This is a genomic window from Pseudomonas sp. FW305-70 (assembly GCF_058783925.1).
The window spans coordinates 13,725-35,972 of sequence record NZ_JBYSYZ010000049.1 but is presented as its reverse complement, the minus strand read 5'-3'; the positions used below and the strand labels follow the sequence as shown (position 1 = coordinate 35,972).

The window sequence follows — 22,248 nt, the reverse complement described above, 5'->3', positions numbered from 1 at the left end:
CGTTAACGTCCATCGCGAGCAAGCTCGCTCCTACAGGGGACCGCAATTGTAGGAGCCAGCTTGCTGGCGATGGACTCAAGCGCGCCGCGTTTATCCAGGTCACACGCGTTATCGTTAACGTCCATCGCGAGCAAGCTCGCTCCTACAGGGGACCGCAATTGTAGGAGCCAGCTTGCTGGCGATGGACTCCAGTGCGCCGCGTTTATCCAGGTCACACGCGTTATCGTTAACGACCATCGCGAGCAAGCTCGCTCCTACAGGGGGCCGCAAAATTGTAGGAGCCAGCTTGCTGGCGATGGACTCCAGTGCGCCGCGTTCATCCAGGTCACACGCGTAAGATCGGCAACCTGCGGCCGTTCAAGGCAAGCCGTTGCAGCAATGCTTCAGGAAGCCGGGATGCTGCGCCAGGCGTTTGAAATACTCATCGACGGCGGGGTAATCCGGGCGCTCGATCGGGGTCATCAGCCAGCGGTTGACGGACAGGCCGATGACGATGTCGGCCAGAGTAAACCGTGGCCCGGCAACATAGGCCTTGGTGGTCGCGAGTTGATGTTCGAGGATGGCCATCTTCTGGTTCCAGCCGCGAATGCCGACCTCGAGGCTATGCGGGTCCTGGAACTCCGGGTCTTTGCGCACCAGTGCCATGAACGGGTATCTCCAGGACGGATTGAGCTCGGTGGCTTGCCAATCCATCCACTGCTCCACCCGAGCGCGGGCGGCCGGTTCGGCAGGCAGTAGCTCGGCATGATGGTGATGGTGTTTGCCCACCAGGTAGCGGCAGATGGTATTGGACTCCCATAACACTCCGGCTTCATCGATGATCACCGGCACCTGCGCGTTGGGATTGAACCGGAGGAACTCGGGGCTGTGGGTAGAGGCAAAACCGCTGCCCCAGTCCTCGCGTTCGTAGGTGATGCCCAGTTCCTCGCAGGTCCACAGGACTTTTCTGACGTTGATGGACGACGCTTTGCCGAGAATCTTCAGTACATGTTCCATGTTCTGCTCCAGCGAGAATGACGTACAGGCAATTGTAGGTGGTGGTATGTAGGAAGGCGCTGTAGGAGAGCGGCTTCAGATGAGTTGTGCAGGTTACGCTTTCTTGCACCCTTGCCTACAACTACGCCAGAATCCGCCGACTTGTGCGCCTGGTATCCGGACTCTATCGTTCCGTGTCGCTGCAAATTCAGCGATCGGGTTTCGCAGCCCGGGTATCTCTAGACGCATAGCGTCCACCATTCGTGATCACTTCACTTTATGGCGGCTGTGCGTGGGAGACCTTCGGGTCTACCGGGTTCTAGAGTCCCGGTCTGCGACCCGCGTACAGCTGCCACCCTTCGTATCGCAGCGAGACGTGGCAGCTCCATCACTCTAGGAGCATTGCCATGTTCAAACCCACGCCCAACCCCCCACGCAATCCCAGCCCGATGTTCTCCATCTCGCCTGGCATCAATAACGAAACGCTGTTGGCGCACGCCTGCGAGTCACTGGCCTCGGCGAGTGTGATGACCAATGACTTTGCAACGTTTCTGGAAGGCAGCCAGCGCAACACGGCGCTGGCGATCGCACAGATCATCATGCTGGCGGAACTGGCGGTGAATCGGGTGCTGGATAACCTCGATCCGCAGGATTGATCGCCGAACCTGTGGCGAGGGAGCTTGCTCCCGTTGGAGTGCGAAGCGCTCCCAATATGAACGGATGCGTTCTATCCGCATTGCGACGGCTGCGCCGCCGAACGGGGGCGAGCCCCCTCGCCACAAAATCTCACTTCACTGCGGTTATGTCGCGTCTATGTACTCTCCCGCACCTTCAACTCAAACCCCATGTCCTGCACCGGTCGGGCCACGGTGTTGCCGGCCATCAGTGTCAGCATCTGCTCCGCCGCGCGGCGGCCGATGGCCTCGCGGGGGGTGTTGATGCTGCTCAGGCGCGGGACCATGTGTTCGGACATGGGCAGGTCGTTGAAGCCGAGGATCGCCACTTGCTCGGGGATCTTGATCCCGTGTCGCATCGCTTCGAGCAGCGCGCCCTGGGCCAGGTCGTCGTTGCCGAAGAAGATCGCATCGACATCCGGGCGGCTGGCGATCATCTGCAAGAACAATTCGCCACCCAGGCCGACCGAGGACGGGCGGGGCGTCAGCACTTCCAGCGCCGGGTCGTACAAGCCGGCCTTTTGCAGGGCTTTGCGGAAACCTTCGCCGCGCAGCAAGGTGCGCTGGTCCAGCTGCGCGCCGATGTAGGCCAGGCGCTTGCGACCGCGAGACAGCAAGTGTTCGGCCGCCGTTTCGCCGGCCGCCAGTTGCGAGAAACCCACGCAATTAAGCCCGGCGGCGCTGTCCAGCTCCATCATGTACACGCAGGGAATGTTGCTGGCTTCGATCATCCGCCGCGAGCTTTCGGTGCGGTCGAACCCGGTCAGCAGCAAGCCGCGTGGCTGATAGGCCATGTAGTTGCGCAGCAGGTTTTCTTCTTCATCGCGTGAGTAGTGGAAGTTGCCGATCAGCACTTCGAAGCCCTTGGGGCGCAAAACCTGATGAATGGCTTCCAGGGTATCGATGAACAGCAAATTGGATAATGAAGGCACCAGCACCACGACTGAATGGCTCTGGGCCGAGGCCAGGGCGCGGGCGGCAGGGTTGACGACATAGTTGAGCTCCAGCGCCGCTTTCTGCACTTTTTCCACCAGTTCAGTGGCCACGGTGCTGACGCCACGCAGGGCGCGGGAGGCGGTGATCGGGCTGACGCCGGCCAGTCGGGCAACTTCGTTCAGGGTAGGGCGGCCAGTGGTGCGGGTATTTTTATCGTTCTTGGTTGTGTTCATCGACGGCTTGCCAAACAAAATTCAAGGCACTAAGGTAGCGCTGTCTCGACGCAGCTGCAAATGCGTGAGCGAGGGTTCGCCTGATCCTCGCTTTTTGGTGTTGGGACCTAACCTGCTGCAACCCTTAAAATGACAAGAAAGGCGTCGGCAACTTCTGCTTTTGGTCTAGTGTCATAACTGGCAAAGGTAGCGCTGTCTGCGCGCTGAGGTGTTACATGAACCATCCCATCACCGCCCTGGTCATCATGGGCGTTGCCGGTTGCGGCAAGACGTGCGTCAGCGAGGCCCTGTGCCAACTGAGCGGCGCTACGGCCATTGAAGGCGACTCTTTCCACCCTGCCGCCAATATCGAAAAGATGAGCGCGGGGATCCCCCTGAACGATGAAGACCGCGCCGGCTGGCTCGACAGCCTGTGCGATGAACTGCGCCGTGTCGACGCCAAGGGTGAGCGCCCGGTGCTGACCTGTTCGGCGCTCAAACACATCTATCGCGAACGTCTGCGCAGCGCCTTGCCGGGCCTGGGCTTCGTGTTCCTTGAGTTGACCCCCGAGGTGGCCGCCGACCGCGTGTCCCATCGGCCGGGCCACTTCATGCCGTCGACCCTGATCGACAGCCAGTTCGCCACCCTCGAATCGCCCGTCGGCGAACCGCTGACCCTGGCGCTGGATGCTTCGACCCATAGCGTCGAGCAACTGGCTGCGCAGGCTCATGCCTGGTGGCAGACGAACGGCCTGAAACAGGCGGTATGACTGTGCTTGCAAAGACAGCGCTGTCCTCGCGGCTTCTGACTAACCCGCTTTAATAACAACAACAACCAGGAGACACCCCTAATGTTTGGCATGTCCCACGAGACGTTCCTGCTGCTCGATGCAGTGGTCACGGTGATCGGGCTTATCGTCCTGATCACCAAGTTCAAATTGCACCCCTTCCTTGCCCTGATCATCGCCGCAGCCTTCCTCGGGCTGACCTCCGGCATGCCGATCGGCACCATCATCAAGGCGTTCCAGGACGGCTTCGGTGGCGTGCTTGGTTTTGTCGGCATCATCCTCGCACTGGGCACGATGCTCGGCAAGATGATGGCCGAATCAGGCGGTGCGGATCAGATTGCACAGACGTTGATCCGCGCCTTCGGCAAGGACAAGGTGCAGTGGGCGATGATGTTCGCGGCGTTCCTGGTCGGTATTCCGCTGTTCTTCGAAATCGGCTTCGTGCTGCTGATCCCGCTGGTGTTCATCGTCGCTCGCCGCACTGGCGTGTCGATCATCAAGATCGGTATCCCGCTGCTGGCGGGTCTGTCCGCGGTACACGGCCTGGTGCCGCCGCACCCGGGGCCGCTGCTGGCCATCGGTGTGTTCGGTGCTGACATCGGCAAGACCATTCTGTACGGCCTGATCGTTGCGCTGCCAACCGCCATCATCGCCGGCCCGATCTTCGGTACGTTCATTGCCAAGCACATTCCCGGTCATCCGAACCAGGAGCTGGTGGATCAACTGGCCCGCGAATCGGATTCGGCCGATCTGCCGAGCTTCGGCATCACGCTGGTGACCGTGCTGCTGCCGGTGTTCCTGATGCTGCTCAAGACCTTTGCCGACGTGGTGCTGCCCGATGGCAACATCTTCCGCGCCTTCATGGACCTGATCGGTCACCCGATCTCGGCGTTGCTGCTGGCCTTGCTGCTGTCGCTGTATACCTTCGGTTACAAGCAGGGCATCGGTTCCAGCCAGATGATGAAGTGGCTCGATGCCAGCCTCGCGCCGACCGCCGCGATCATCCTGATCATCGGTGCCGGTGGTGGCTTCAAGCAGATGCTGGTGACCAGCGGTGTGGGTGACGTGATCGGCCACATGGCGGTGAACGCTCAGATCTCGCCGATCCTGCTGGCCTGGCTGGTGGCGGCGGTGATTCGCATTGCGACTGGTTCGGCGACTGTGGCGACCATCACTGGCGCGGGCATCGTGGTGCCGGTGGTGGGGATGATTCCGGGCGTGAACCGTGAGCTGCTGGTGCTGGCCACCGGTGCCGGTTCCCTGATCCTGTCCCACGTGAATGACGCCGGTTTCTGGCTGGTGAAGCAGTACTTCAACATGACCGTGGCCGAAACCTTCAAGACCTGGACCGCGATGGAAACCATCCTGTCGGTGGTGGGCCTGGGCTTTATCCTGTTGTTGTCGCTGTTCGTCTAAGCGATTCGGCAGACACAAAAAAACCGCAGCGATGCGGTTTTTTTGTGGGTGCTCGATTTTATGGCTGAACACAATTCAAATGTGGGAGCGGGCTTGCTCGCGAAGGGGGAGTGTCAGTCAACCAAGATGTTGTTTGGTACACCGCATTCGCGAGCAAGCCCGCTCCCACAAGGTCATGTGTTATCAGTTGGTTTTCGGGGCCAACCCATCCGCGCGAAACATCCCGCGAATCCCGCGTACGGCCTGGCGAATCCGGTCCTGGTTTTCGATCAGCGCGAAGCGCACGTGATCATCGCCGTACTCGCCAAACCCGACGCCCGGCGAGACACACACCTTGGCCTCGGCCAGCAGTTTCTTGGCGAACTCCAGCGAACCCAGGTGCGCGTAAGCCTCAGGGATTTTGGCCCAGACGTACATCGACGCTTTCGGGTTTTCCACCATCCAGCCCAGTTCATGCAGGCCCTTGACCAGTACGTTGCGGCGCTGCCGATACTGCTCGGCGATGTCGCGCACGCATTGCTGATCGCCTTCCAGGGCAGCAATCGCCGCCACTTGCAGCGGGGTGAAGGTGCCGTAGTCGTGGTAGCTCTTGATTCGCGCCAGGGCGTTGACCAGTTCCGGGTTGCCGACCATGAAGCCGATGCGCCAGCCGGCCATGTTGTAGCTCTTGGACAAGGTGAAGAACTCCACCGCAATGTCCTTGGCCCCCGGCACCTGCATGATCGACGGGGCTTTCCAGCCGTCGTAGACGATGTCGGCGTAGGCCAGGTCGTGCACCACCAGCACGTCGTACTGTTTGGCGAGGGCGATGACGCGCTCGAAGAAGTCCAGCTCCACGCACTGGGCGGTCGGGTTGGACGGGAAACCGAGGATCATCATCTTCGGTTTCGGGATCGAACCGCGAATGGCCCGCTCCAGCTCCGCGAAGAAATCCACGCCCGGCACCAGCGGCACCGACCGCACCTGGGCGCCGGCAATCACGGCACCGTAGATGTGAATCGGGTAACTCGGGTTGGGCACCAGCACGGTGTCACCCTGATCCAGGGTCGCCAGCATCAGGTGTGCCAGGCCTTCCTTGGAGCCGATGGTGACGATGGCCTCGCTTTCCGGGTCGATGTCGACCTCGTAGCGGTCCTTGTACCAGTTGGAAATCGCCCGGCGCAGGCGCGGAATGCCCTTGGAGGTGGAGTAGCCGTGGGTGTCTTCGCGCTGGGCCACCGTGACGAGTTTTTCGACGATGTGCGGCGGCGTGGCGCCGTCGGGGTTGCCCATGCTCAAGTCGATGATGTCTTCGCCACGACGACGGGCGGCCATCTTCAGCTCGGCGGTGATGTTGAAAACGTAAGGGGGGAGTCGATCGATGCGCGCAAAGCGGCGCGGCGAACCTTGTTCGGCCATTGTTGCCTCGGATAACGTAAGCGCCCGGAACCGTCCGAGCGACGCTGGTCACTGCGGTGACCTGTGGCGGAATGTAAGGGCAGCTGTGGCAGACTGTCCAGCCTCAAAGTAAACAAATTTTTCCGAAGGATAGGGTTCGATGGAATTTACCAGTGGCTTCTTGCTGAGCCTTTCGCTGTGCCTGGATATCGGCGTGGCCAACATCGCGATGATCACCCTGGCCATGCAGCGCGGCTATTTCCAGGGCTTTGCCCTGGGCCTCGGAACCTGCGTCGGCGACCTGATCTACGCGGTACTGGCGCTGGCTGGCATGACCGTGTTGCTGCAGTACGAAACCGTGCGCTGGGTGTTGTGGATCGGCGGTTCGGCGCTGCTGGTGTATTTCGCGGCGAAGATGATTTATTCGGCGATTCACCACGAAGCGGTGCTGGCGCAATCGGCCGAGGTGGGGCACAACTCCCATCGCAAGGCGTTCTTTCGCGGAATCTTCCTGGCCATGTCGTCGCCCAGTGCGATTCTCTGGTTCGCCGCCGTGGGTGGCACGCTGATCGCCCGTTCCGGCGGCGGTGGCGCCCTCAGCTCCGCGCTGTTTCTCGGCGGTTTTCTCTGCGCGGGGATTCTCTGGTGTGTCGGGCTGTGCTTTGCCGCGAGCCACGGCGGCAAGTTGCTCGGCGACAAGTTGCTGCGTTATTCCTACATGGCATCGGCGGCGATCTTCTGTTATTTCGCGGTCTACGTGATCCTATCGGGTTATAACGAGTTCGTTGGCGCCGGTGCGGTCGAGCCGTTGCACGCCCTGTAACTGGGCGAATCGGGTTTGGCTTCTATACTCCCAGCCGAACCCATTTTTATGCGTCAGGAGTCGAGTCATGGATGAGTTAGCACGCGTCGAACTGACGCAACCGCGCTTCGAACACGGGCACTTCCTGCTGATTGCAGGGCTGGGCGGACCATTCACCCAGCAAACCACCCAGGGCATTCCCGAGCTCTGGGAGAAATTCATCCCGCATCTGGGTCATATTCCGGGCCAGAAAGGCGAAGTCACCTACGGCGTCTGCTGCAATTTCGACGGCAAGGGCGGCTTCGATTACATCGCCGGGGTCGAGATCAGCAAGCTCGATGATTTGCCGGAAACTTACCGGTGGGTGGAAGTTCAGCCGCAGCTGTACGCGGTGTTCGAGCACAAGGGGCCGCTGGACACCCTGCCGCAAACCTTCCAGTACATCCATGGCACGTGGCTGCCGCAGTCCGGCCACGAGCTATTGGCGGCACCGGAGTTCGAACGTTACAGCGAAGACTTCAACCCCAAGCTCAACACCGGCAAGCTGGAACTCTGGCTGCCGATCAAGGCATGACACCTGCCGCGAGAGGCGGATCAGCCGATTCGTCTCTCGATGTCCCACGGCGGCTGATTTATCATCCCCAGCCTTTCCCATGCTGATCCCGAGCCGCCATGAACACCGTCATCCGCAACGTCACCCCCGCCGATCTGGACCGCTGCTTTGCCATCGAAACCCTTGCCTATGAAGGTGACGAAGCCGCGACCCGCGAGAAGATCGCCACCCGCATCGCCACATGGCCCGAGGGGTTTATCGTTGCTGAAGTGGACGGCGTCGCCGCCGGTTTCATCAATTCCGGTGCGGCGTTTCAGGTGGAAATGTCGGACGAAGCGTTCAAGGAACTGATCGGCCACGACCCGGCCGGGCCGCACGTGGTGATCATGTCGGTGGTGGTGCACCCGGATTATCAGGGGCAGGGCCTGGCCAGGCTTTTGATGGGCGAATTCATCGAGCGTATGCGTGCGATGGGCAAGGTCAGCATCAACCTGATGTGCAAGGAGCGGCACATTCCGTTGTATGCAGGGTTCGGCTTTGCCTACGTCAAGCCATCGGCGTCGGACCATGGCGGCATGGCCTGGCATGAGATGGTGCTGGCGCTGTAAGCCACACCGAAGATCCCCTGTGGGAGCGGGCTTGCTCGCGAAGGCGGAGTGTCAGTCGACATCATCGTTGGCTGACACTGCGCCTTCGCGAGCAAGCCCGCTCCCACATTTGAATGGGGTTACCTCAAAAGGTCAGCCCCATCCGCCGCTCATAGCCGATCCGGCCCTTGTACGCCTCGCCGCTGTCGACAAAGCCGAACCTGGCGTACAGGGCGATGGCAGCTTCGTTGTCGGCATCCACCGACAGCTCCAGCCCCCGGATCTCTGGCCAGGCCAGGCGCGCCGCCTCGGGCAGTGCCTGCAGGCAGGCCTTGCCGTAGCCTTTGCCCTGAGCACGTTGATCGACCTGCAGCGCATGCAGGGTGGCGCTGTGTTCATTGGCCCACGCAGGCAATACGGGGGGGCGCTTGAGCAGCAGGAAGGCCACGGGAATGTCTTCGGCCAGCAGGGCAAATCCTTTGACCCCCGGGCCGGGCCTGGACAACAAGGTGTGCAATGCACCGTGGATATCACCGGAGAACTTTATCTGCTCCGGATGTACTTCAATGGCCTCGACCTGTTGGCGCTGCAGCGCATTCAGGCTTTCGTAAGGCACGAGTCGGGCTGTCACGGGAGTGTCCTTTTTCCAACATGAATAGAACCTCGGATTCTAGCGATTCTGGCCGTTTGGATTATTTTTATTTCTTCTGTCGATTCGCCGGATCGCCAGACGACTAAGGGTGTCTTCCAATAAAAACCACGGAGAACCACCATGAACTCGCAAACCCAGATCCAGAACCTCATCGAGAACTATCGCCAGGCGGTCATGGCCAAGGACATTGAAAAAGTCATGGCCCTGTATGCCGATGACATCGTTTCCTTCGACGCGGTCAAGGCCCTGCAATTCAAAGGCAAACCGGCGTATCGCGCGCATTGGCAGGCCTGCATGGAAATGTGCCCAGGCCCGCACATCTTCGAATTCCAGGAAATCACCATCGAGCCGTCCCAGGAGATTGCGTTCGCTCACTGGCTGGCCCATTGCGGTGGCACCAACGACAAGGGCGAAACCCAGGCCTGCTGGATGCGTGTCTCGCAGTGCTATCGACAGGAAGCCGGGCTGTGGCAGATCGTCCACGAACATTGGTCGGCGCCGTTCGACATGACCAGCGGTGCGACGCTGTTCGACCTCAAGCCCTGATCGTCGGGAAGCCGAGCCAGAATGCCAGTCAGCGACCATAGTTGATCGTTCGATAAGGAGAGCGTGATGAAGTACTTATGCCTGGTCTACAGCGATGAGCACCTGCTGCATTCGCTGCCGGAAAGCCCGAAGGACGAAGAGTGCATGGCCTATGCCGAGTCGATCCAGGGCAGTGGGCGGATGGTCGCCGCCGAGGCGCTGGAGTCGGTGCAGACCGCCACCACCGTGCGGATGCGCAACGGCAAGCTGTCGATCACCGATGGTCCATTCGCTGAAACCAAGGAGCAGTTGGCCGGTTTTTACCTGATCGATGCCAAGGACCTCAACGAAGCCCTCCAGGTCGCCGGGAACATTCCGGCGGCCCGGGTCGGCAGTGTCGAAGTGCGCCCCGTTCGGCAGTTGAATCCTTAAGATGCCAGGGCTGCCGGTTCAGGCGCAGGTCGAGCGGGTCTATCGCGAAGAGTCGCGGCGCATTCTTGCGACCCTGATTCGTTTGCTCGGTGATTTCGACCTCGCCGAAGAGGCCTTGCACGAGGCGTTTTTCATCGCGGTCGAACGCTGGCAGCGTGACGGCGTACCGGACAATCCGCGGGCCTGGCTGGTGTCCGCCGGGCGCTTCAAGGCCATCGATGCCTTGCGCCGGCGCGCCCGTTTTGCCGCGTCGCAGCCCTTGCTGATCGCGCAGCTGGAGGCGTTGGAACAGGCAGACTGGAGTGATGAAGACGTGGAAGACGATCGCCTGCGGCTGATCTTCACTTGCTGCCACCCGGCCCTGGCGGCGGACGCGCAAGTTCCACTGACGCTGCGGGAAGTCTGCGACCTGACCACGGAAGAAATTGCCCGGGCCTTTCTCTCGGCCCCGGCCACCATCGCCCAGCGCATCGTGCGCGCCAAGGCGAAAATCCGCGACGCGAAAATCCCTTATCAAGTGCCGACGCTGGCTGAGTTGCCCGAGCGCCTGGACAGCGTATTGCGGGTGATCTACCTGGTGTTCAACGAGGGGTATTCGGCGTCCATTGGCGCCGAACTGGTCCGCGAGGACTTGACCCGCGAGGCGATCCGTCTCGGCCGGTTACTGGTGGAGTTGTTGCCGGAGCCGGAGGTCATGGGCTTGCTGGCGTTGATGCTGCTGCACGAGTCGCGACGCCCGGCCAGGACTTCGGCGAGCGGCGAGTTGATTGTGCTCGACGAGCAGGACCGTTCGCTGTGGGACGCCGGGTTGATCGCTGAAGGCTGCGCGCTGATCGAGCACGCGTTGGGCTTGGGGCGATTCGGGCCCTATTGCCTGCAAGCGGCCATCGCGGCAGTGCATGCCGAAGCCTCGACGGCGGGGGAAACCGATTGGCCGCAGATTGTCGGCCTGTATGACGTGCTGCTGCGGGCGGTGCCGTCGCCGGTGATCGAGTTGAATCGTGCGGCGGCGATTTCCCAACGCGATGGACCGCAGGCAGGGCTGACGCTGGTCGACGCCATTCTGGCGCGGGGCGAACTGCTGGATTACCACCTGGCGCATTCGGCGCGGGCGGAGTTTTGTCGGCAGCTGGGTCGCAAGCAAGAGGCGCGGGCGGCGTGGGAACGGGCACTGGTGTTGACCCGGCAAGAGCCGGAGCGGCGGTTTATCGAAGCGCGGCTCAAGGCGTTGGAGTGATGTTGAATGTGATGGCCTCTTCGCGGGCAAGCCCGCTCCCACAGGTGTACGCATTCCAATGTGGGAGCGGGCTTGCTCGCGAATGGCCACACCGCTATTCCAGCATCTTGCCCAGCAACCAGCTCCCCGCCGGCCCCGGCGGATTGAGCCGTGACCACAACGCATCCACCGACACCGTTTTCGGCCAGCCGCGCACCACCAGTTCCTGCAAGGTGCCGGGCCCGAAGCGCTCCACCAGCCAGCGGGGCAACGGCGCCCAGCCGAATCCGCCCTGGGCCATTTCCAGCAGCATCAGATAACTCGGCGCCGACCAGACGCGGCCCTTCGCCCGACTTTCATAGGGATTGATGATGGTCGCCAGGCGCAGTTCGCGGTGTTGCTGCAGGACGTCCTGATCGACGTAGTCCAGCTTTGCCAACGGGTGGGCAGGGGACACGAACAGGGCGATTTCCGTACGCTCGTCCACCGTCGAACTGACCAGGTCCGGCGGGTAGCTGTCCTGCATTTCGGCGAAGGCAATCTGCGCCCGGCCGCTTTGCACCAGCGACACCAGGTCATCGCATTCGGCGATCAGGCATTCGAGTTCAAGGTCCGGGTAACGCTGCTCGAAGGCACTGAGTGACGCCTCGAAACGGTCCGACTGATAGGTATCGGACAGCGCCACCGTCAGCTTCGCTTCCACCCCTTGGGACAGTTGGCGGGCGGTCATTTCCAGACGACTGCTGGCGGCCAGGATGTCTTCGGCCCGTTGCAGCATGACGCGTCCGGCCGGGGTCAACCCGGGCTTGCGGCTGCTGCGGTCGAACAGCGTCAGGTTGAGGTCGATTTCCAGGCTGGCCACCGCCGCGCTGATGGTCGACTGACTGCGGCCCAGCTTGCGCGCCGCGGCGGAAAAGGAGCCTTGGGTCGCGGCTTCGACAAACGCCAGCAACACTTCGTGAGAGGCCATGAACTATCGCCTTGATCGATGGTTATTGGTTATGAAGTATCGATGTGATGACAGATCATGGCAACCACAGTCACTCGAGGGAGTTCGGCCATGAGCGCCAACAAATCCATTACTGAACGTATTTTCCAGGCCATCGGTTTCGAACTGCTGGCCATCCTGATCTGTACCCCGCTGCTGGCCTGGATCATGAAGAAGCCGATGCTGGAGATGGGCATGGTCACCGTCCTCATCGCCGCCCTGGCCCTGGCCTGGAACGTGGTCTTCAACGGTATGTTCGACCGGGTGCTCAAGCGCCTCGCCATCGCCCACAACGCCTGGGTCCGCGTGGTGCATGCGCTGTTGTTCGAAGGCGGTCTGGTCGCGCTTGGCGTGCCGCTGATTGCCTGGTGGATGGATGTCAGCCTGTGGCAGGCGTTCCTGCTGGATATCGGCGTGTTGCTGTTCTTCCTGCCGTACACCTACGTGTACCACTGGGGGTATGACGTGGTTCGGGAGCGGTTGGTGCTGCGCCAGGTTTACTGAATGAGTTTGAACCAGGTTTTTTGTGGCGAGGGGGCTTGTCGGATCGCCGCACCGCCCCGTTCGGCTGCGAAGCAGTCGCAAAAAGCTTGGGACCGCTTCGCGCTCCAACGGGGGCAAGCCCCCTCGCCACAGGGATTGTGTTTGGCCTGATGTTTAACAGTAAGCCTTACAAAAACATCCCCCCCGACGCCTCGATGCGCTGGCCATTGATCCACTGGCTGCCTGGCGCCAGCAGCAGCGCAATCGCGGCGCCGATGTCATCCGGCAAACCGGCGCGACCCAGGGCGGTGTTGTTCGCCACCAGGGTGTTCAACCCGGGGTTGTCGCGCACGGCGCCACCGCCGAAATCGGTTTCAATCGCGCCGGGTGCGAGGATATTCACCGCGATGTTGCGCGCACCGAGTTCCTTGGCCTGGTAGCGGGTCAGCACTTCCATCGCGCCTTTCATCGCCGCGTAGGCGCTGTGGCCCGGCAGGCTGAAACGGGTCAGGCCACTGGAAATGTTGATGATGCGCCCGCCGTCATTGAGCAATGGCAACAAGCTCTGCGTGAGGAAAAACGGCCCCTTGAGTTGGATGTTCACCAACAGGTCGAACTGCTCGACGGTGGTGTCGACGAAGTTGGCGTGCAGGCCGATCCCGGCGTTGTTCACCAGAAAATCGAAACGCTCGCGCTCGAAGTGGCTGTGCAGGACCTTCGCGACTTCGCTGGCGAAGGCGCTGAAGCTTTCACTCCGGGCAACGTCCAGTTGCAGCATCACGGCGCGACCGCCCAGGCTTTCGATCTCGGCCACCAGTGCCTGGGCCTCATCGACGCGACTGTTGTAGGTGCCGATGATGTCGATGCCTTGGGCGACCAGATGCAGGGCTGCGTTTTTGCCGAGGCCGCGGCTGGCGCCGGTGATCAGTGCGATTTTACGGTTCATGGGACTTCCTCAGGTGCAGTGGGCGGTTGATGTGAGGAAGTTTATTTATCCGTGTAGGGGTGATAAATAGAGTGAAACCGGAATCACTGGTCGGATAAACAGAACAATGAAAGAGCAGGCTGATGAACAAACTGGAACTGTTGCGCACCTTTGTCCGTGTCAGCGAGATGTCGAGTTTCACCCAGGCCGGTGAAAGCCTCGGGCTGCCTCGATCAACGGTGTCCGAGCATGTGCAGGCGCTGGAGGCGTTGCTCGGCACCCGGCTGTTGCAACGTACCACGCGCAAGGTCCAGGCGACCCAGGATGGTCTGGTGTTGTATGAGCGCAGCAAGGACCTGCTGTCGCACATGGACGAAATCGAGGGCTTGTTTCGCCAGGACGAGGCGTCGCTGGTGGGGCGCATTCGCATCGACCTGCCGAACATTCTCGCCCGTCGTGTGGTGATGCCGCGCCTGCCGGCGTTCATGGCGCAGCACCCGCTGCTTGAGCTGGAAATCAGCAGCACCGACCGCCGGGTCGATCTGCTCGCCGAAGGGTTCGATTGCGTGCTGCGCATCGGCGCCCAGCCGGACCAATCGGTGGTGGCGCGACACCTGTGTGACTTCACCATGGTCAATTGCGCCAGCCCTGCGTATCTGCAGCGCTATGGCGTGCCCGAGCGACTTGAGGATCTGGCACGGCATCGGCTGGTGCATTACGTCGGCGTTTTGGGCGGGCGTTCGGAAGGCTTTGTGTACGTCGACAAGGGGCAGGTGCAGCGACTGCCGATGGCCGGCAGTGTCACGGTCAACAGCACCGATGCCTATGAGGCCGCCGGCCTGGGTGGTTTCGGCCTGATTCAGGCGCCGAGAATGGGCATGCACCAATACCTGCAAAGCGGTGAACTGGTCGAGGTGTTGTCGCCGTTCAATGCGCCGTCCATGGAGGCGTCGCTGCTCTATGCCCGGCAGCGGCATTTGCCGTTGCGGGTGAGGGTGTTCATGGACTGGCTGGGGGAAGTGATCCGCTCGGAAACCTGAGACAAGGCTTTTTGTGGGAGCGGGCTTGCTCGCGAAAGCGGTCTGTCTGACACATAGCTGCCGGATGTGCCGACGCATTCGCGGGCAAGCCCGCTCCCACAGGGTACTGCGGTGTTCAGAACAGTTGGGTGAACAACCAGTACAAAGGATCACCGTTGACCTGTAGGAGCTGCCGAAGGCTGCGATCTTTTGATCTTAATAATCCTGCTGCTTGCGAAACGCCCAGCGTCCGGCAATCACGGTAAAGGTCGCGACCAGTGCCACCAGGATCCAGAATCCTTGCGGGTCATCGGCTAGCGGAATGCCGCCGACGTTCATGCCGAAGAAACCGGCGATGATGTTGATCGGCAGCGCCAGCACCGTCACCACTGTCAGGGTGAACAGCGTGCGGTTGGTCTGTTCGTTGATGTTGGCGGCGATCTCTTCCTGCAACAGCTTGATCCGCTCACCCAGCGCCGTGAGGTCGTTGATGATCAGCGCAAACTCCTCGGTGGATTTGCGCAGCTCCTTTACGTCTTCCTTTTGCAGCCATTGCGGCGGCCGGTTGAGCAGGCGCAGCAATGAGCCTGGCTCCAGCGCCAGCAGCCGTTGCAAGCGCACCAGCACCCGGCGATTGGCGCCCAGCTCGGCGCGGTTGGTCGACAGGCGCGAGGACAGCAACTCATCTTCGATCTGGTCCACGCTCTGGCTGGTCTTGCGCACGATCTGGGTCAGCACTTCACCCTGGTCGCGCAGCAAATGCACCAGCAGCTCCAGCGGGGAGCGAAAGCATTCCCGGGCCTTCACCGACGAGCGCAACTTGTCCACCGAGTGCAGCGGCTGCAGACGGGCGCTGATGATCAGCCGGCTGCGGGCGCACACCCACAAGGTCGAGACATCCGAGGAGACCATGTTGCTGAGGTTGAACACCACGTCGTTGACCACCGCCAGCAACGCGGAGTCGACATGCTCGATGCGCGTCGAGCGCGAACCTTCGTGCAGCGCCTCGAAAAATTCCTCGGGCAGTTCCAGATGGCTTTTCATCCAGCGCTCGCACGCGGCATGGGCCAGGTTCAGGTGCAGCCAGAGAAACTGTTCGTCGCTTTGCGGTTGTTGCAGGTACTGCAAGGCTTGGGCGGAGTTGATTTCCCGACCGGCCTCACCGGGGCGAAAACTGAAACCGTAAAGCAGGCCGAACAGATCCGTGTCGCGATGGCTTTGATCGATGCTGTGGTTCATGAGGACTCGCAAGGGGAGGCGCCTGTCGCGTGTTTTACAGGTTCACTTGAGCGGCATCATCGCAAGTCGGGATGACGTTTTTGTGACAGAAAAATAACGCAAACGAATGCTCTACCGGTGGTCGGATTTTTCTAAAGAACCGCTCTGGCACGCCGATCACGCTTGGGTTAAGTTGCGCGCCGCAGGCCTCGGCCGAGACCGCAGACAGGGATGTCCGGACACCTTTCACGCCTTTTTTGGGCGTGCCTCATTCCTGTCATGAGTACCCATCGATGCTTTTGCAAAAGTCCTTGAGAGCACAAATTCTCGCCCTGCTGAGTGGCAGCCTGCTGGCGATGCTGTTGATCGCCCTGGCGTGCTTTCACTTCCTGTCCAGTGGCGTGCAGAGCTACGCCAATCTGATCGAGGGCCCGCTGCATACCTCGCAATTGATCGATGAAGCCAACCTGCAATTCAAGGTGCAGGTGCAAGAGTGGAAAAACGTCCTGTTGCGCGGCAAGCTACCGGCGGACCTGAGCAAGTACTGGGGGCAATTCGAAGACCGTCAGCGTGATGTGCAAAACATCCTTGGCGAGCTGGCCGCGCAGAGGGGCATCGAGCCGTCACTCAAGAGCCGCATCGAGCGCTTGCGTGACGAACATCGCCAGTTGGGCGCGGCGTATCAGAAGGGGCGGGACGCGTTCGTGGCCGCCGGTGGTGATCCGACGGTGGGCGATAGCGCGGTCAAAGGCGTAGACCGTGCGACCAGCGATCAGATGAGCGCACTGGTCAGCGAGTTGCGCAAGCAAGGCGCCGAGCAGTCGACCTTGATCAGCGCCGCCGCCGATCGCACGGTGCTGCTGGGGCTTGTCGTGATGCTGGTTTCGGGGTTGTTGATCGGCCTGCTGAGCCTGTGGCTGGTCAACCGCAACCTGGTCGAACCGATCCGCAAACTGATCGAATACGTGGCGCAGCTCAGCCAGGGTCGTCTTGCCGAGCGCGTGGCCAGCACCCGTCAGGACGAGTTGGGCAAACTGGCGATCGCCGCCAACACCCTGCGCGATTTCCTCGCCGAAACCTTCAGCCGTTTGCAGCGCAGCGCGTCGGACCTGGACAGCGCCAGTGGTGAGTTGAACTCGATCGCCACCGTGATGGCCGGCGGCACCAACGAGCAGTTCAACCGCACCGATCAGGTGGCCACGGCGATGAACGAAATGTCCGCCACGGCGCAGGAAGTGGCGCGTCATGCCGCGCAAGCGGCGCGGGCCGCCGACGATGCCGACCAGTCCGCCCAGCAGGGCGAAAAAGTCATGCAGGGCACCATCCACACCATCACCCAAATGCGTGGCGAAATCGCCAACACCGCCACGGTCATCCGCCAACTGGAAACCGACAGCGGGCGCATCGGCAAGGTCCTGGAAGTGATTCGCGGCATCGCCGAACAGACTAACCTGCTGGCGCTCAACGCGGCCATCGAAGCGGCCCGCGCCGGTGAGGCCGGGCGCGGTTTCGCCGTGGTGGCCGATGAAGTCCGCAGCCTGGCCCAGCGCACAGCGGCGTCGATCATCGAGATCAACCAGATCATTCAAACCGTGCAGACCGGTGCGATCGAAGCAGCCCAGGCGATTGAAAGCGGTCAGTCGCGCAGCGAAGAAAGCGTGCAGCAGGTGACCGAGGCCGGCGCCATGCTCGAACGCATCACCCTGGCCGTGGAAGCCATCCGCGACATGAACCGGCAGATCGCCACCGCAGCCGAAGAACAGACCTCGGTGGCCGAAGACATCTCGCGCAACCTCACCGAGATCACCAGCATCGCCAGCACTAACCTTGACAACGTGCAGCGCACCGAAGCGGCCAGCAACAACCTGCACGGTTTGTCGGGGCAGTTGAACGAGGTGACGGCGCGCCTGAGCGCTTAAACGCAAAAAGCCGCACGATCGTCAGAGCGTGCGGCTTATGTGGGTTGTGATTACTTGTCTTGCTTGTTTTCCAGGACCTTGCCGTTAGAGGCATCGATGTCCACATCCCACTCGACGTTCTTGGCGTCGCGCAACTCGATCTCATACTCGTAACCGTTGAAATGGTTATCCAGCTCGGTTTTGGTGATCGTGGCGCCCGGGTGCAGATCCAGAGCGATCTTGTTCAGATCTTCCAGCGGCTTGATCTTGCCGTCCTTGACCAGTTGCGGGATCTCATCCACGCGCACGTCGGCCTGGGCCAGACCGGCAGTGAGGGTCAGGGTTGCAGCGGTAAACAAAGCAGTCAGAGTCTTCATGGGCTTCTTTCCTTGGGTGATCTGTTCAAGTGAGATCAGGTTAGCTTTTGTAACTTAAGCCACCCTTAAAACCCTCTACATGTCCTGCATCAATTCCTGCTGGACTGTGCCCGAACATACAAACACAAATACATAACCTGTGGGAGCGGGCTTGCTCGCGAATGCGGAGTGTCAGTCAACGTGGATGTTGAAGCTGATGGCTCTTTCGCGAGCAAGCCCGCTCCCACAGGTTTTGCGCGACTCTGGATCAGTAGCCGTTGTTCTGTAGTACCTGCGCCACGCTGGCCACCGCCGGACGTTTATAGAATTTCAACAACTCACTGGCGCGATTGGTGAAGATCCCATCGACGCCGGTGTCCATGACTTTCTGGTAGTCCACCGCATCGTCGATGGTGTAGACGTGCACCAGCAGACCCTGATCGTGGGTGTACTGGTTCATCCAGGGTTGCACCAGGTCCGAGTAACTCTGGTCGCCACCCTGGGCCAGGGCGGCGGACGGGCCGGTGCCGATGGCGCCCTGGGCCTTGGCGTAGTCGACCCAGTGCTGGAATTCGGCTTTGTCCTTTGGTTGTTGGGCGGAGTAGTAAGCGGCCTTGTCCTTGGCGCCGGACTCGGCAAAGGTCACCCTGGACCTGGGCTCGATGCTGCCTTCACCGACCCACAACAGCAGGATCTTCGGCACCTTCGGCATTTCCTTTTGCAGCAGTTCGAGACTGCTCTTCTCGAAGGTCTGCAGGACCACCTTGCCGTTGCCCTGGCCTACCGCCAGCGCGCTGTTGGCCGGTTTCGATTCGCTGGGGTTCAGCCAGCCACGGGCCTGGAGTTTTTCCTTGAGGTCGTGTTCGATGCCGGGAAACTGCTTGGGCTCCTTGGTCTCGATGTACAGCCCGGGCTTGTGCAGGGCGTTGCCCTCGGCGATGTCGATGATTTCATCAAGGGTCAGAATCTTCAGGCCGGCGAAGGCAGGACGCGCGCGATCCGGGTAGGCGGTATTGAACCAGCTGCCCGCATCCAGGGTTTTCAGCTCGGCCATGGTGAAGGCATTGGCCGGGCTGTCCTTGCGCTCGGGGAATTTGCTGGCGACGTCGGTCGTGCGTTGCAGGTTGTTGTCGTGCAGGGCGAACAGCACGCCGTCCTTGCTGCGCTGCAGATCCAGTTCCAGGTAGTCGGCGCCCAGGTCGCGGGCCGTCTTGTAGGCGGCGGCGGTGGATTCCGGCGCGTCGAAAGATGCGCCACGGTGGGCGATCACCGCTGGATGCGGAATGCCCAAGCGGGTTGCCAGTGCCGAGGGGCTCGGTTCGCTGGCGGCCTGTGCGTGGCCGAGACCGAGCAACAGGCTCAGTAACAGGGCGCTTTTGGTAAAGGTTGCGGGCATGGTCGAGATCCTTTCGCAATAAGTGAGCGGTCCCTTTTAACAATTCATCTTTGCAGGCGCTATCGCCAGACCGACATAAATCTGCCTGAAGCTGATTTTCGTCAGCGTTTTTGTGCGCCGGTTTGCAGTACGCTGGAGCCCTGCAATTTCCCCGCAGAGGGAAACGCAGGCCCTGCGTGTAAACCAACGATCACCATTGCGGGGTTTACCATGCGCATCACTTCCCAGCTCATCTGCCAGGCGGCCGACCAACTCAAAGGCTTCGTCGGCCTCAACCGCAAGACCGGCCACTACCTCGTGCGCTTCAGCGAAGACTCGTTCGGCATGGACGTGGCGGACGACGGCATCATCCCGACCAGCGAATTCGTCTGGGGCGCGGGACCCGGGCAGGCCATGACGCTCAAGCGCGAATTGATCCAGTTGTTGCTGGACCAGAACATCGATGACCGGATCAACATCACCGAGCCGTTGCGGGTGTATATGAATCGGCGGGAAGTGCCGGAGATATCGGCGGTTCGCAGTCTGGTTCGGGGTTGAGTTTTTTGGGGTGACTGTTCTGGCCTCTTCGCGAGCAAGCCCGCTCCCACAGGTTGCCATCAATCCCTGTGGGAGCGGGCTTGCCCGCGAAGACGGCCTCAAGAACACCGCATCATTCACAGACTGAACCCGTAGGCCCGCTCAACCCGACACACCCGAGTATGACACCGCGCATACCAGGTCGAACGCCCACGCTCGCGAATCGCCGTATGCTCCGGATGCTGCTTCCACGCCAGAATCGCCACCTCACTGGCCCAATACGACACGGTAATTCCCAACCCATCCTCACCCCGAGCCGATTCCACGCCGAGAAACCCCGGCTGTTCACGGGCGAGTTCGAGCATCCGTGCGGCCGCTTCGGCATAACCCTGATCGCCCTCGGTGCGCAGCGAAGTGAAGATCACCGCGTAGTAAGGCGCCGTTGGGGTATTGGCGATCACGACGAGCGCCCCGCACAGGCTTCGACAAAGGCGCCAACCAGCGGCGGCAAGACGCCCCCGAGTGCCGCCCGCTCGGGCTGAAACAAGGTCGCGACAAAGAACGGATGGCCGCTGAGTTCGACCGCGCGCAGTCCCTGTTGCGAGTCGTGGCCGACGGCGTGCAGCTCGCGCTTGAGCAGCTCCCCTTCGAACTGCGGATTCACCCCATAGCGACAGCGATAGCCTTCACGAATCTCGGCGCTTTCGTACGCCTGTGCGATCAACGAGCCTTCAAGCAGATGAATGGAATCGACGGCCTCGACCAGCGCACACGACAGTGGCGTCAGCAGTGCCCGTGCTGCATCGGGCGCCGTCTCGCCGTGTTCGGCATCCGACCAGCCCAGCACATTGCGCGCATATTCCAGCGCGGCGTGTTGAAAACCGCCGCAGGTGCCGAGGAACGGCCGCCGTTGTTCGCGGGCAAAACGGATCGCTTTTAATGCGCCGTCTTCGCTGCGATAAGGGCTGGCCGGTACGCACCAGAAGCCATCGAATGTATGCAGCGGCGTTTCGGCGTGGATTTCATCGGTGGCCAGCCATTGCCATTGCACGTTCAGGCCGCTGTGTTCAGTGGCCATTTCAAGGGCTACGGGAATGGCCAGGTGGGCGGTGACTTGCGGGTCGTAGTCGCCGATCAGGGCGATGCGAATCGGAGGATTTTCCATGAGGGGCCTCTGCACTTGTTGATTCCTGAGGCCCACTATAGATTGGCGCTCACGCACTCAATATTGGCGTTTTCCCAAGTGATCAATGCAGCGACGCACTATCGACTGGACTACCCGGACCTGGCCCTGATCCTCGCATTGGTACGCGGCGGCTCTCTGGCCCGGGCCGCGCAGTTGTTGAAGGTAGACGTCTCGACGGTGTTTCGAGCGGTGCGCCGGCTGGAGGCTGCGCTGGGTCAGCAGTTGTTCGAAAAAAGCCGCGCCGGTTACCTGGCCACCACCCTGGCGCAGTCACTGGCCGAGCAGGCCGAGCGCGCTGAACAGGCGCTGGAGGCGGCGCGCATCGGTGTGGAGCAGGGCGGTGAAGTGATCAGCGGTATCGTGCGCCTGACCTGTACCGATTCGGTCCTGCAAGGTTTACTGTTGCCGGCGCTGGCGCAGTTCATGCCGAACTATCCGGCGCTGACACTTGAACTCAGCACGTCCAATGATTTTGCCAACCTCAGCCGCCGGGATGCCGATATCGCCCTGCGCCTGACCCGCACGCCACCGGAGCATCTAGTAGGACGGCGACTGGCGGACATTGCCTACCGCGTCTGCGCCAGCGAGCGATACCTGCAATCGGTCAACACCACAGACCTGGCCTCATTGACCTGGGTCGCCCCGGATGACTTCCTGCCGGATCACCCGACCGTGACCTGGCGTCGCCAGGCCTTGCCGGGCGTAACGCCGGGTTACCGTTGCAACAGCATGCTGTCGGTTACCGAGCTGGTCAGGGCGGGGCTGGGTGTCGCGGCGTTGCCGGACTTCTTGATCGGTGAGGGATTGCGTCCATTGGGCGAGCCCTTGCACGGATACGACACCGCGTTGTGGCTGCTGACCCGTCCCGACTGCCGAGCTTTGCGCTCGGTGGTCACCTTGTTCGATGAGCTGGGGCGGGCGCTGAAACTGCCGTGAAACCGTTCAGGCCTGTGGCTCATCCTTGCGCACGAAGTGTTGATGCATTTCCGAAGTCAGGTTTTCGATGCGCTCGGTGAGGGCCTTGGTCATCTCCGTGAGGCGGGTGTTCTGCTCGAGCAGCTCCAGCCGTTGCGCGGTGTTTTTCGCGGTTTCTGCCTGGCGCTGGGACTGAGGCTCAC

25 protein-coding genes and 1 pseudogene are annotated in these 22,248 nt (G+C 61.3%); 14 read left to right on the top strand and 12 right to left on the bottom strand.

Features of this window, described 5'->3' with window-relative positions:
• Positions 1–357 precede the first annotated feature (357 nt).
• Complete coding sequence (locus AC3WN7_RS25465; protein WP_015096547.1) at positions 358–996, bottom strand: glutathione S-transferase family protein; 639 nt, start codon at positions 994–996, stop codon at positions 358–360.
• 386 nt (positions 997–1,382) lie between these two features.
• On the opposite strand from AC3WN7_RS25465, the gene AC3WN7_RS25460 reads away from it, so the two are divergent.
• Positions 1,383–1,631, top strand: a complete 249-nt coding sequence (locus tag AC3WN7_RS25460; RefSeq protein ID WP_007974480.1) for a DUF6124 family protein — start codon at positions 1,383–1,385, stop codon at positions 1,629–1,631.
• 155 nt (positions 1,632–1,786) lie between these two features.
• On the opposite strand, the gene gntR is transcribed toward AC3WN7_RS25460, so the two are convergent.
• The gene (gntR, locus tag AC3WN7_RS25455) at positions 1,787–2,818 is read right to left on the bottom strand and encodes an HTH-type transcriptional regulator GntR (protein ID WP_095967915.1); all 1,032 of its coding nucleotides are present in this window, start codon (positions 2,816–2,818) and stop codon (positions 1,787–1,789) included.
• Positions 2,819–3,033: 215 nt separating this feature from the next.
• On the opposite strand from gntR, the gene AC3WN7_RS25450 reads away from it, so the two are divergent.
• A complete protein-coding gene (locus AC3WN7_RS25450; protein WP_095967914.1) occupies positions 3,034–3,567 on the top strand; it encodes a gluconokinase in 534 nt (177 codons plus the stop codon).
• Positions 3,568–3,648: 81 nt separating this feature from the next.
• The gene (locus AC3WN7_RS25445; RefSeq protein WP_015096544.1) at positions 3,649–5,001 is read left to right on the top strand and encodes a GntP family permease; all 1,353 of its coding nucleotides are present in this window, start codon (positions 3,649–3,651) and stop codon (positions 4,999–5,001) included.
• A 183-nt stretch (positions 5,002–5,184) separates the two neighbouring features.
• Here AC3WN7_RS25445 and alaC read toward each other — a convergent pair whose 3' ends face one another.
• Positions 5,185–6,399: an alanine transaminase gene (gene alaC, locus AC3WN7_RS25440; protein ID WP_095967913.1), complete on the bottom strand. Its 1,215-nt coding sequence runs from the start codon at positions 6,397–6,399 to the stop codon at positions 5,185–5,187.
• Between the two features lie 139 nt (positions 6,400–6,538).
• On the opposite strand from alaC, the gene AC3WN7_RS25435 reads away from it, so the two are divergent.
• From AC3WN7_RS25435 to AC3WN7_RS25425, 3 genes are all read left to right on the top strand, one after another.
• Complete coding sequence (locus AC3WN7_RS25435) at positions 6,539–7,201, top strand: LysE family translocator (RefSeq protein WP_102675440.1); 663 nt, start codon at positions 6,539–6,541, stop codon at positions 7,199–7,201.
• Between the two features lie 67 nt (positions 7,202–7,268).
• Positions 7,269–7,754 carry a GyrI-like domain-containing protein gene (locus tag AC3WN7_RS25430; protein ID WP_095967911.1) on the top strand — a complete coding sequence of 162 codons (486 nt, stop codon included), beginning with the start codon at positions 7,269–7,271 and terminating at the stop codon, positions 7,752–7,754.
• A 98-nt stretch (positions 7,755–7,852) separates the two neighbouring features.
• Positions 7,853–8,341, top strand: a complete 489-nt coding sequence (locus tag AC3WN7_RS25425) for a GNAT family N-acetyltransferase (protein WP_102675441.1) — start codon at positions 7,853–7,855, stop codon at positions 8,339–8,341.
• A 124-nt stretch (positions 8,342–8,465) separates the two neighbouring features.
• On the opposite strand, the gene AC3WN7_RS25420 is transcribed toward AC3WN7_RS25425, so the two are convergent.
• Complete coding sequence (locus tag AC3WN7_RS25420; RefSeq protein WP_102675442.1) at positions 8,466–8,951, bottom strand: GNAT family N-acetyltransferase; 486 nt, start codon at positions 8,949–8,951, stop codon at positions 8,466–8,468.
• Between the two features lie 141 nt (positions 8,952–9,092).
• On the opposite strand from AC3WN7_RS25420, the gene AC3WN7_RS25415 reads away from it, so the two are divergent.
• The 3 genes from AC3WN7_RS25415 to AC3WN7_RS25405 all read left to right on the top strand — a co-directional run bounded on the left by AC3WN7_RS25415 (position 9,093) and on the right by AC3WN7_RS25405 (position 11,166).
• On the top strand, positions 9,093–9,518 hold the full coding sequence (locus AC3WN7_RS25415; RefSeq protein WP_102675443.1) for a YybH family protein: 426 nt from the start codon (positions 9,093–9,095) through the stop codon (positions 9,516–9,518).
• Positions 9,519–9,584: 66 nt separating this feature from the next.
• The gene (locus tag AC3WN7_RS25410; RefSeq protein WP_102675444.1) at positions 9,585–9,929 is read left to right on the top strand and encodes a YciI family protein; all 345 of its coding nucleotides are present in this window, start codon (positions 9,585–9,587) and stop codon (positions 9,927–9,929) included.
• A 1-nt stretch (position 9,930) separates the two neighbouring features.
• Entirely contained in the window at positions 9,931–11,166 is a 1,236-nt protein-coding gene (locus tag AC3WN7_RS25405; protein WP_102675445.1) for an RNA polymerase sigma factor, read from the top strand.
• A gap of 94 nt (positions 11,167–11,260) precedes the next feature.
• On the opposite strand, the gene AC3WN7_RS25400 is transcribed toward AC3WN7_RS25405, so the two are convergent.
• The gene (locus AC3WN7_RS25400; protein ID WP_102675446.1) at positions 11,261–12,115 is read right to left on the bottom strand and encodes a LysR family transcriptional regulator; all 855 of its coding nucleotides are present in this window, start codon (positions 12,113–12,115) and stop codon (positions 11,261–11,263) included.
• A 90-nt stretch (positions 12,116–12,205) separates the two neighbouring features.
• Between AC3WN7_RS25400 and AC3WN7_RS25395 the strand changes: the two genes are divergently transcribed.
• Positions 12,206–12,637: a multidrug/biocide efflux PACE transporter gene (locus tag AC3WN7_RS25395; protein WP_095967905.1), complete on the top strand. Its 432-nt coding sequence runs from the start codon at positions 12,206–12,208 to the stop codon at positions 12,635–12,637.
• A gap of 166 nt (positions 12,638–12,803) precedes the next feature.
• On the opposite strand, the gene AC3WN7_RS25390 is transcribed toward AC3WN7_RS25395, so the two are convergent.
• Entirely contained in the window at positions 12,804–13,562 is a 759-nt protein-coding gene (locus AC3WN7_RS25390) for an SDR family NAD(P)-dependent oxidoreductase (protein ID WP_102675447.1), read from the bottom strand.
• Positions 13,563–13,684: 122 nt separating this feature from the next.
• Between AC3WN7_RS25390 and AC3WN7_RS25385 the strand changes: the two genes are divergently transcribed.
• Positions 13,685–14,581, top strand: a complete 897-nt coding sequence (locus tag AC3WN7_RS25385) for a LysR family transcriptional regulator (protein WP_102675448.1) — start codon at positions 13,685–13,687, stop codon at positions 14,579–14,581.
• Positions 14,582–14,776: 195 nt separating this feature from the next.
• On the opposite strand, the gene AC3WN7_RS25380 is transcribed toward AC3WN7_RS25385, so the two are convergent.
• The gene (locus tag AC3WN7_RS25380) at positions 14,777–15,799 is read right to left on the bottom strand and encodes a transporter (RefSeq protein WP_102675449.1); all 1,023 of its coding nucleotides are present in this window, start codon (positions 15,797–15,799) and stop codon (positions 14,777–14,779) included.
• 272 nt (positions 15,800–16,071) lie between these two features.
• Here AC3WN7_RS25380 and AC3WN7_RS25375 point away from each other — a divergent pair, with 272 nt between their 5' ends.
• On the top strand, positions 16,072–17,697 hold the full coding sequence (locus tag AC3WN7_RS25375; RefSeq protein WP_102675450.1) for a methyl-accepting chemotaxis protein: 1,626 nt from the start codon (positions 16,072–16,074) through the stop codon (positions 17,695–17,697).
• Positions 17,698–17,747: 50 nt separating this feature from the next.
• Here the strand turns inward: AC3WN7_RS25375 and AC3WN7_RS25370 are convergent, their stop codons facing one another.
• Both AC3WN7_RS25370 and AC3WN7_RS25365 read right to left on the bottom strand, forming a co-directional pair.
• Entirely contained in the window at positions 17,748–18,053 is a 306-nt protein-coding gene (locus tag AC3WN7_RS25370) for a PepSY domain-containing protein (protein ID WP_095967900.1), read from the bottom strand.
• 247 nt (positions 18,054–18,300) lie between these two features.
• Complete coding sequence (locus tag AC3WN7_RS25365; protein ID WP_102675451.1) at positions 18,301–19,428, bottom strand: glycerophosphodiester phosphodiesterase; 1,128 nt, start codon at positions 19,426–19,428, stop codon at positions 18,301–18,303.
• Between the two features lie 210 nt (positions 19,429–19,638).
• On the opposite strand from AC3WN7_RS25365, the gene AC3WN7_RS25360 reads away from it, so the two are divergent.
• The gene (locus tag AC3WN7_RS25360) at positions 19,639–19,965 is read left to right on the top strand and encodes a DUF2025 family protein (protein WP_102675452.1); all 327 of its coding nucleotides are present in this window, start codon (positions 19,639–19,641) and stop codon (positions 19,963–19,965) included.
• A gap of 116 nt (positions 19,966–20,081) precedes the next feature.
• Here AC3WN7_RS25360 and AC3WN7_RS25355 read toward each other — a convergent pair whose 3' ends face one another.
• Positions 20,082–20,405: an antibiotic biosynthesis monooxygenase family protein gene (locus tag AC3WN7_RS25355; protein ID WP_095967897.1), complete on the bottom strand. Its 324-nt coding sequence runs from the start codon at positions 20,403–20,405 to the stop codon at positions 20,082–20,084.
• Positions 20,402–21,109 (bottom strand): CTP synthase C-terminal region-related (seleno)protein, encoded by a 708-nt coding sequence (locus AC3WN7_RS25350; protein WP_102675453.1) that lies wholly within the window; start codon positions 21,107–21,109, stop codon positions 20,402–20,404. Before AC3WN7_RS25350 ends, AC3WN7_RS25355 begins: the two co-directional genes overlap by 4 nt.
• A gap of 15 nt (positions 21,110–21,124) precedes the next feature.
• Here AC3WN7_RS25350 and AC3WN7_RS25345 point away from each other — a divergent pair, with 15 nt between their 5' ends.
• Positions 21,125–22,066, top strand: a complete 942-nt coding sequence (locus tag AC3WN7_RS25345) for a LysR family transcriptional regulator (RefSeq protein ID WP_102675454.1) — start codon at positions 21,125–21,127, stop codon at positions 22,064–22,066.
• A 6-nt stretch (positions 22,067–22,072) separates the two neighbouring features.
• Here AC3WN7_RS25345 and AC3WN7_RS25340 read toward each other — a convergent pair.
• Positions 22,073–22,237: pseudogene (locus tag AC3WN7_RS25340) on the bottom strand (DUF1003 domain-containing protein); the annotation flags it as partial.
• Positions 22,238–22,248 lie beyond the last annotated feature (11 nt).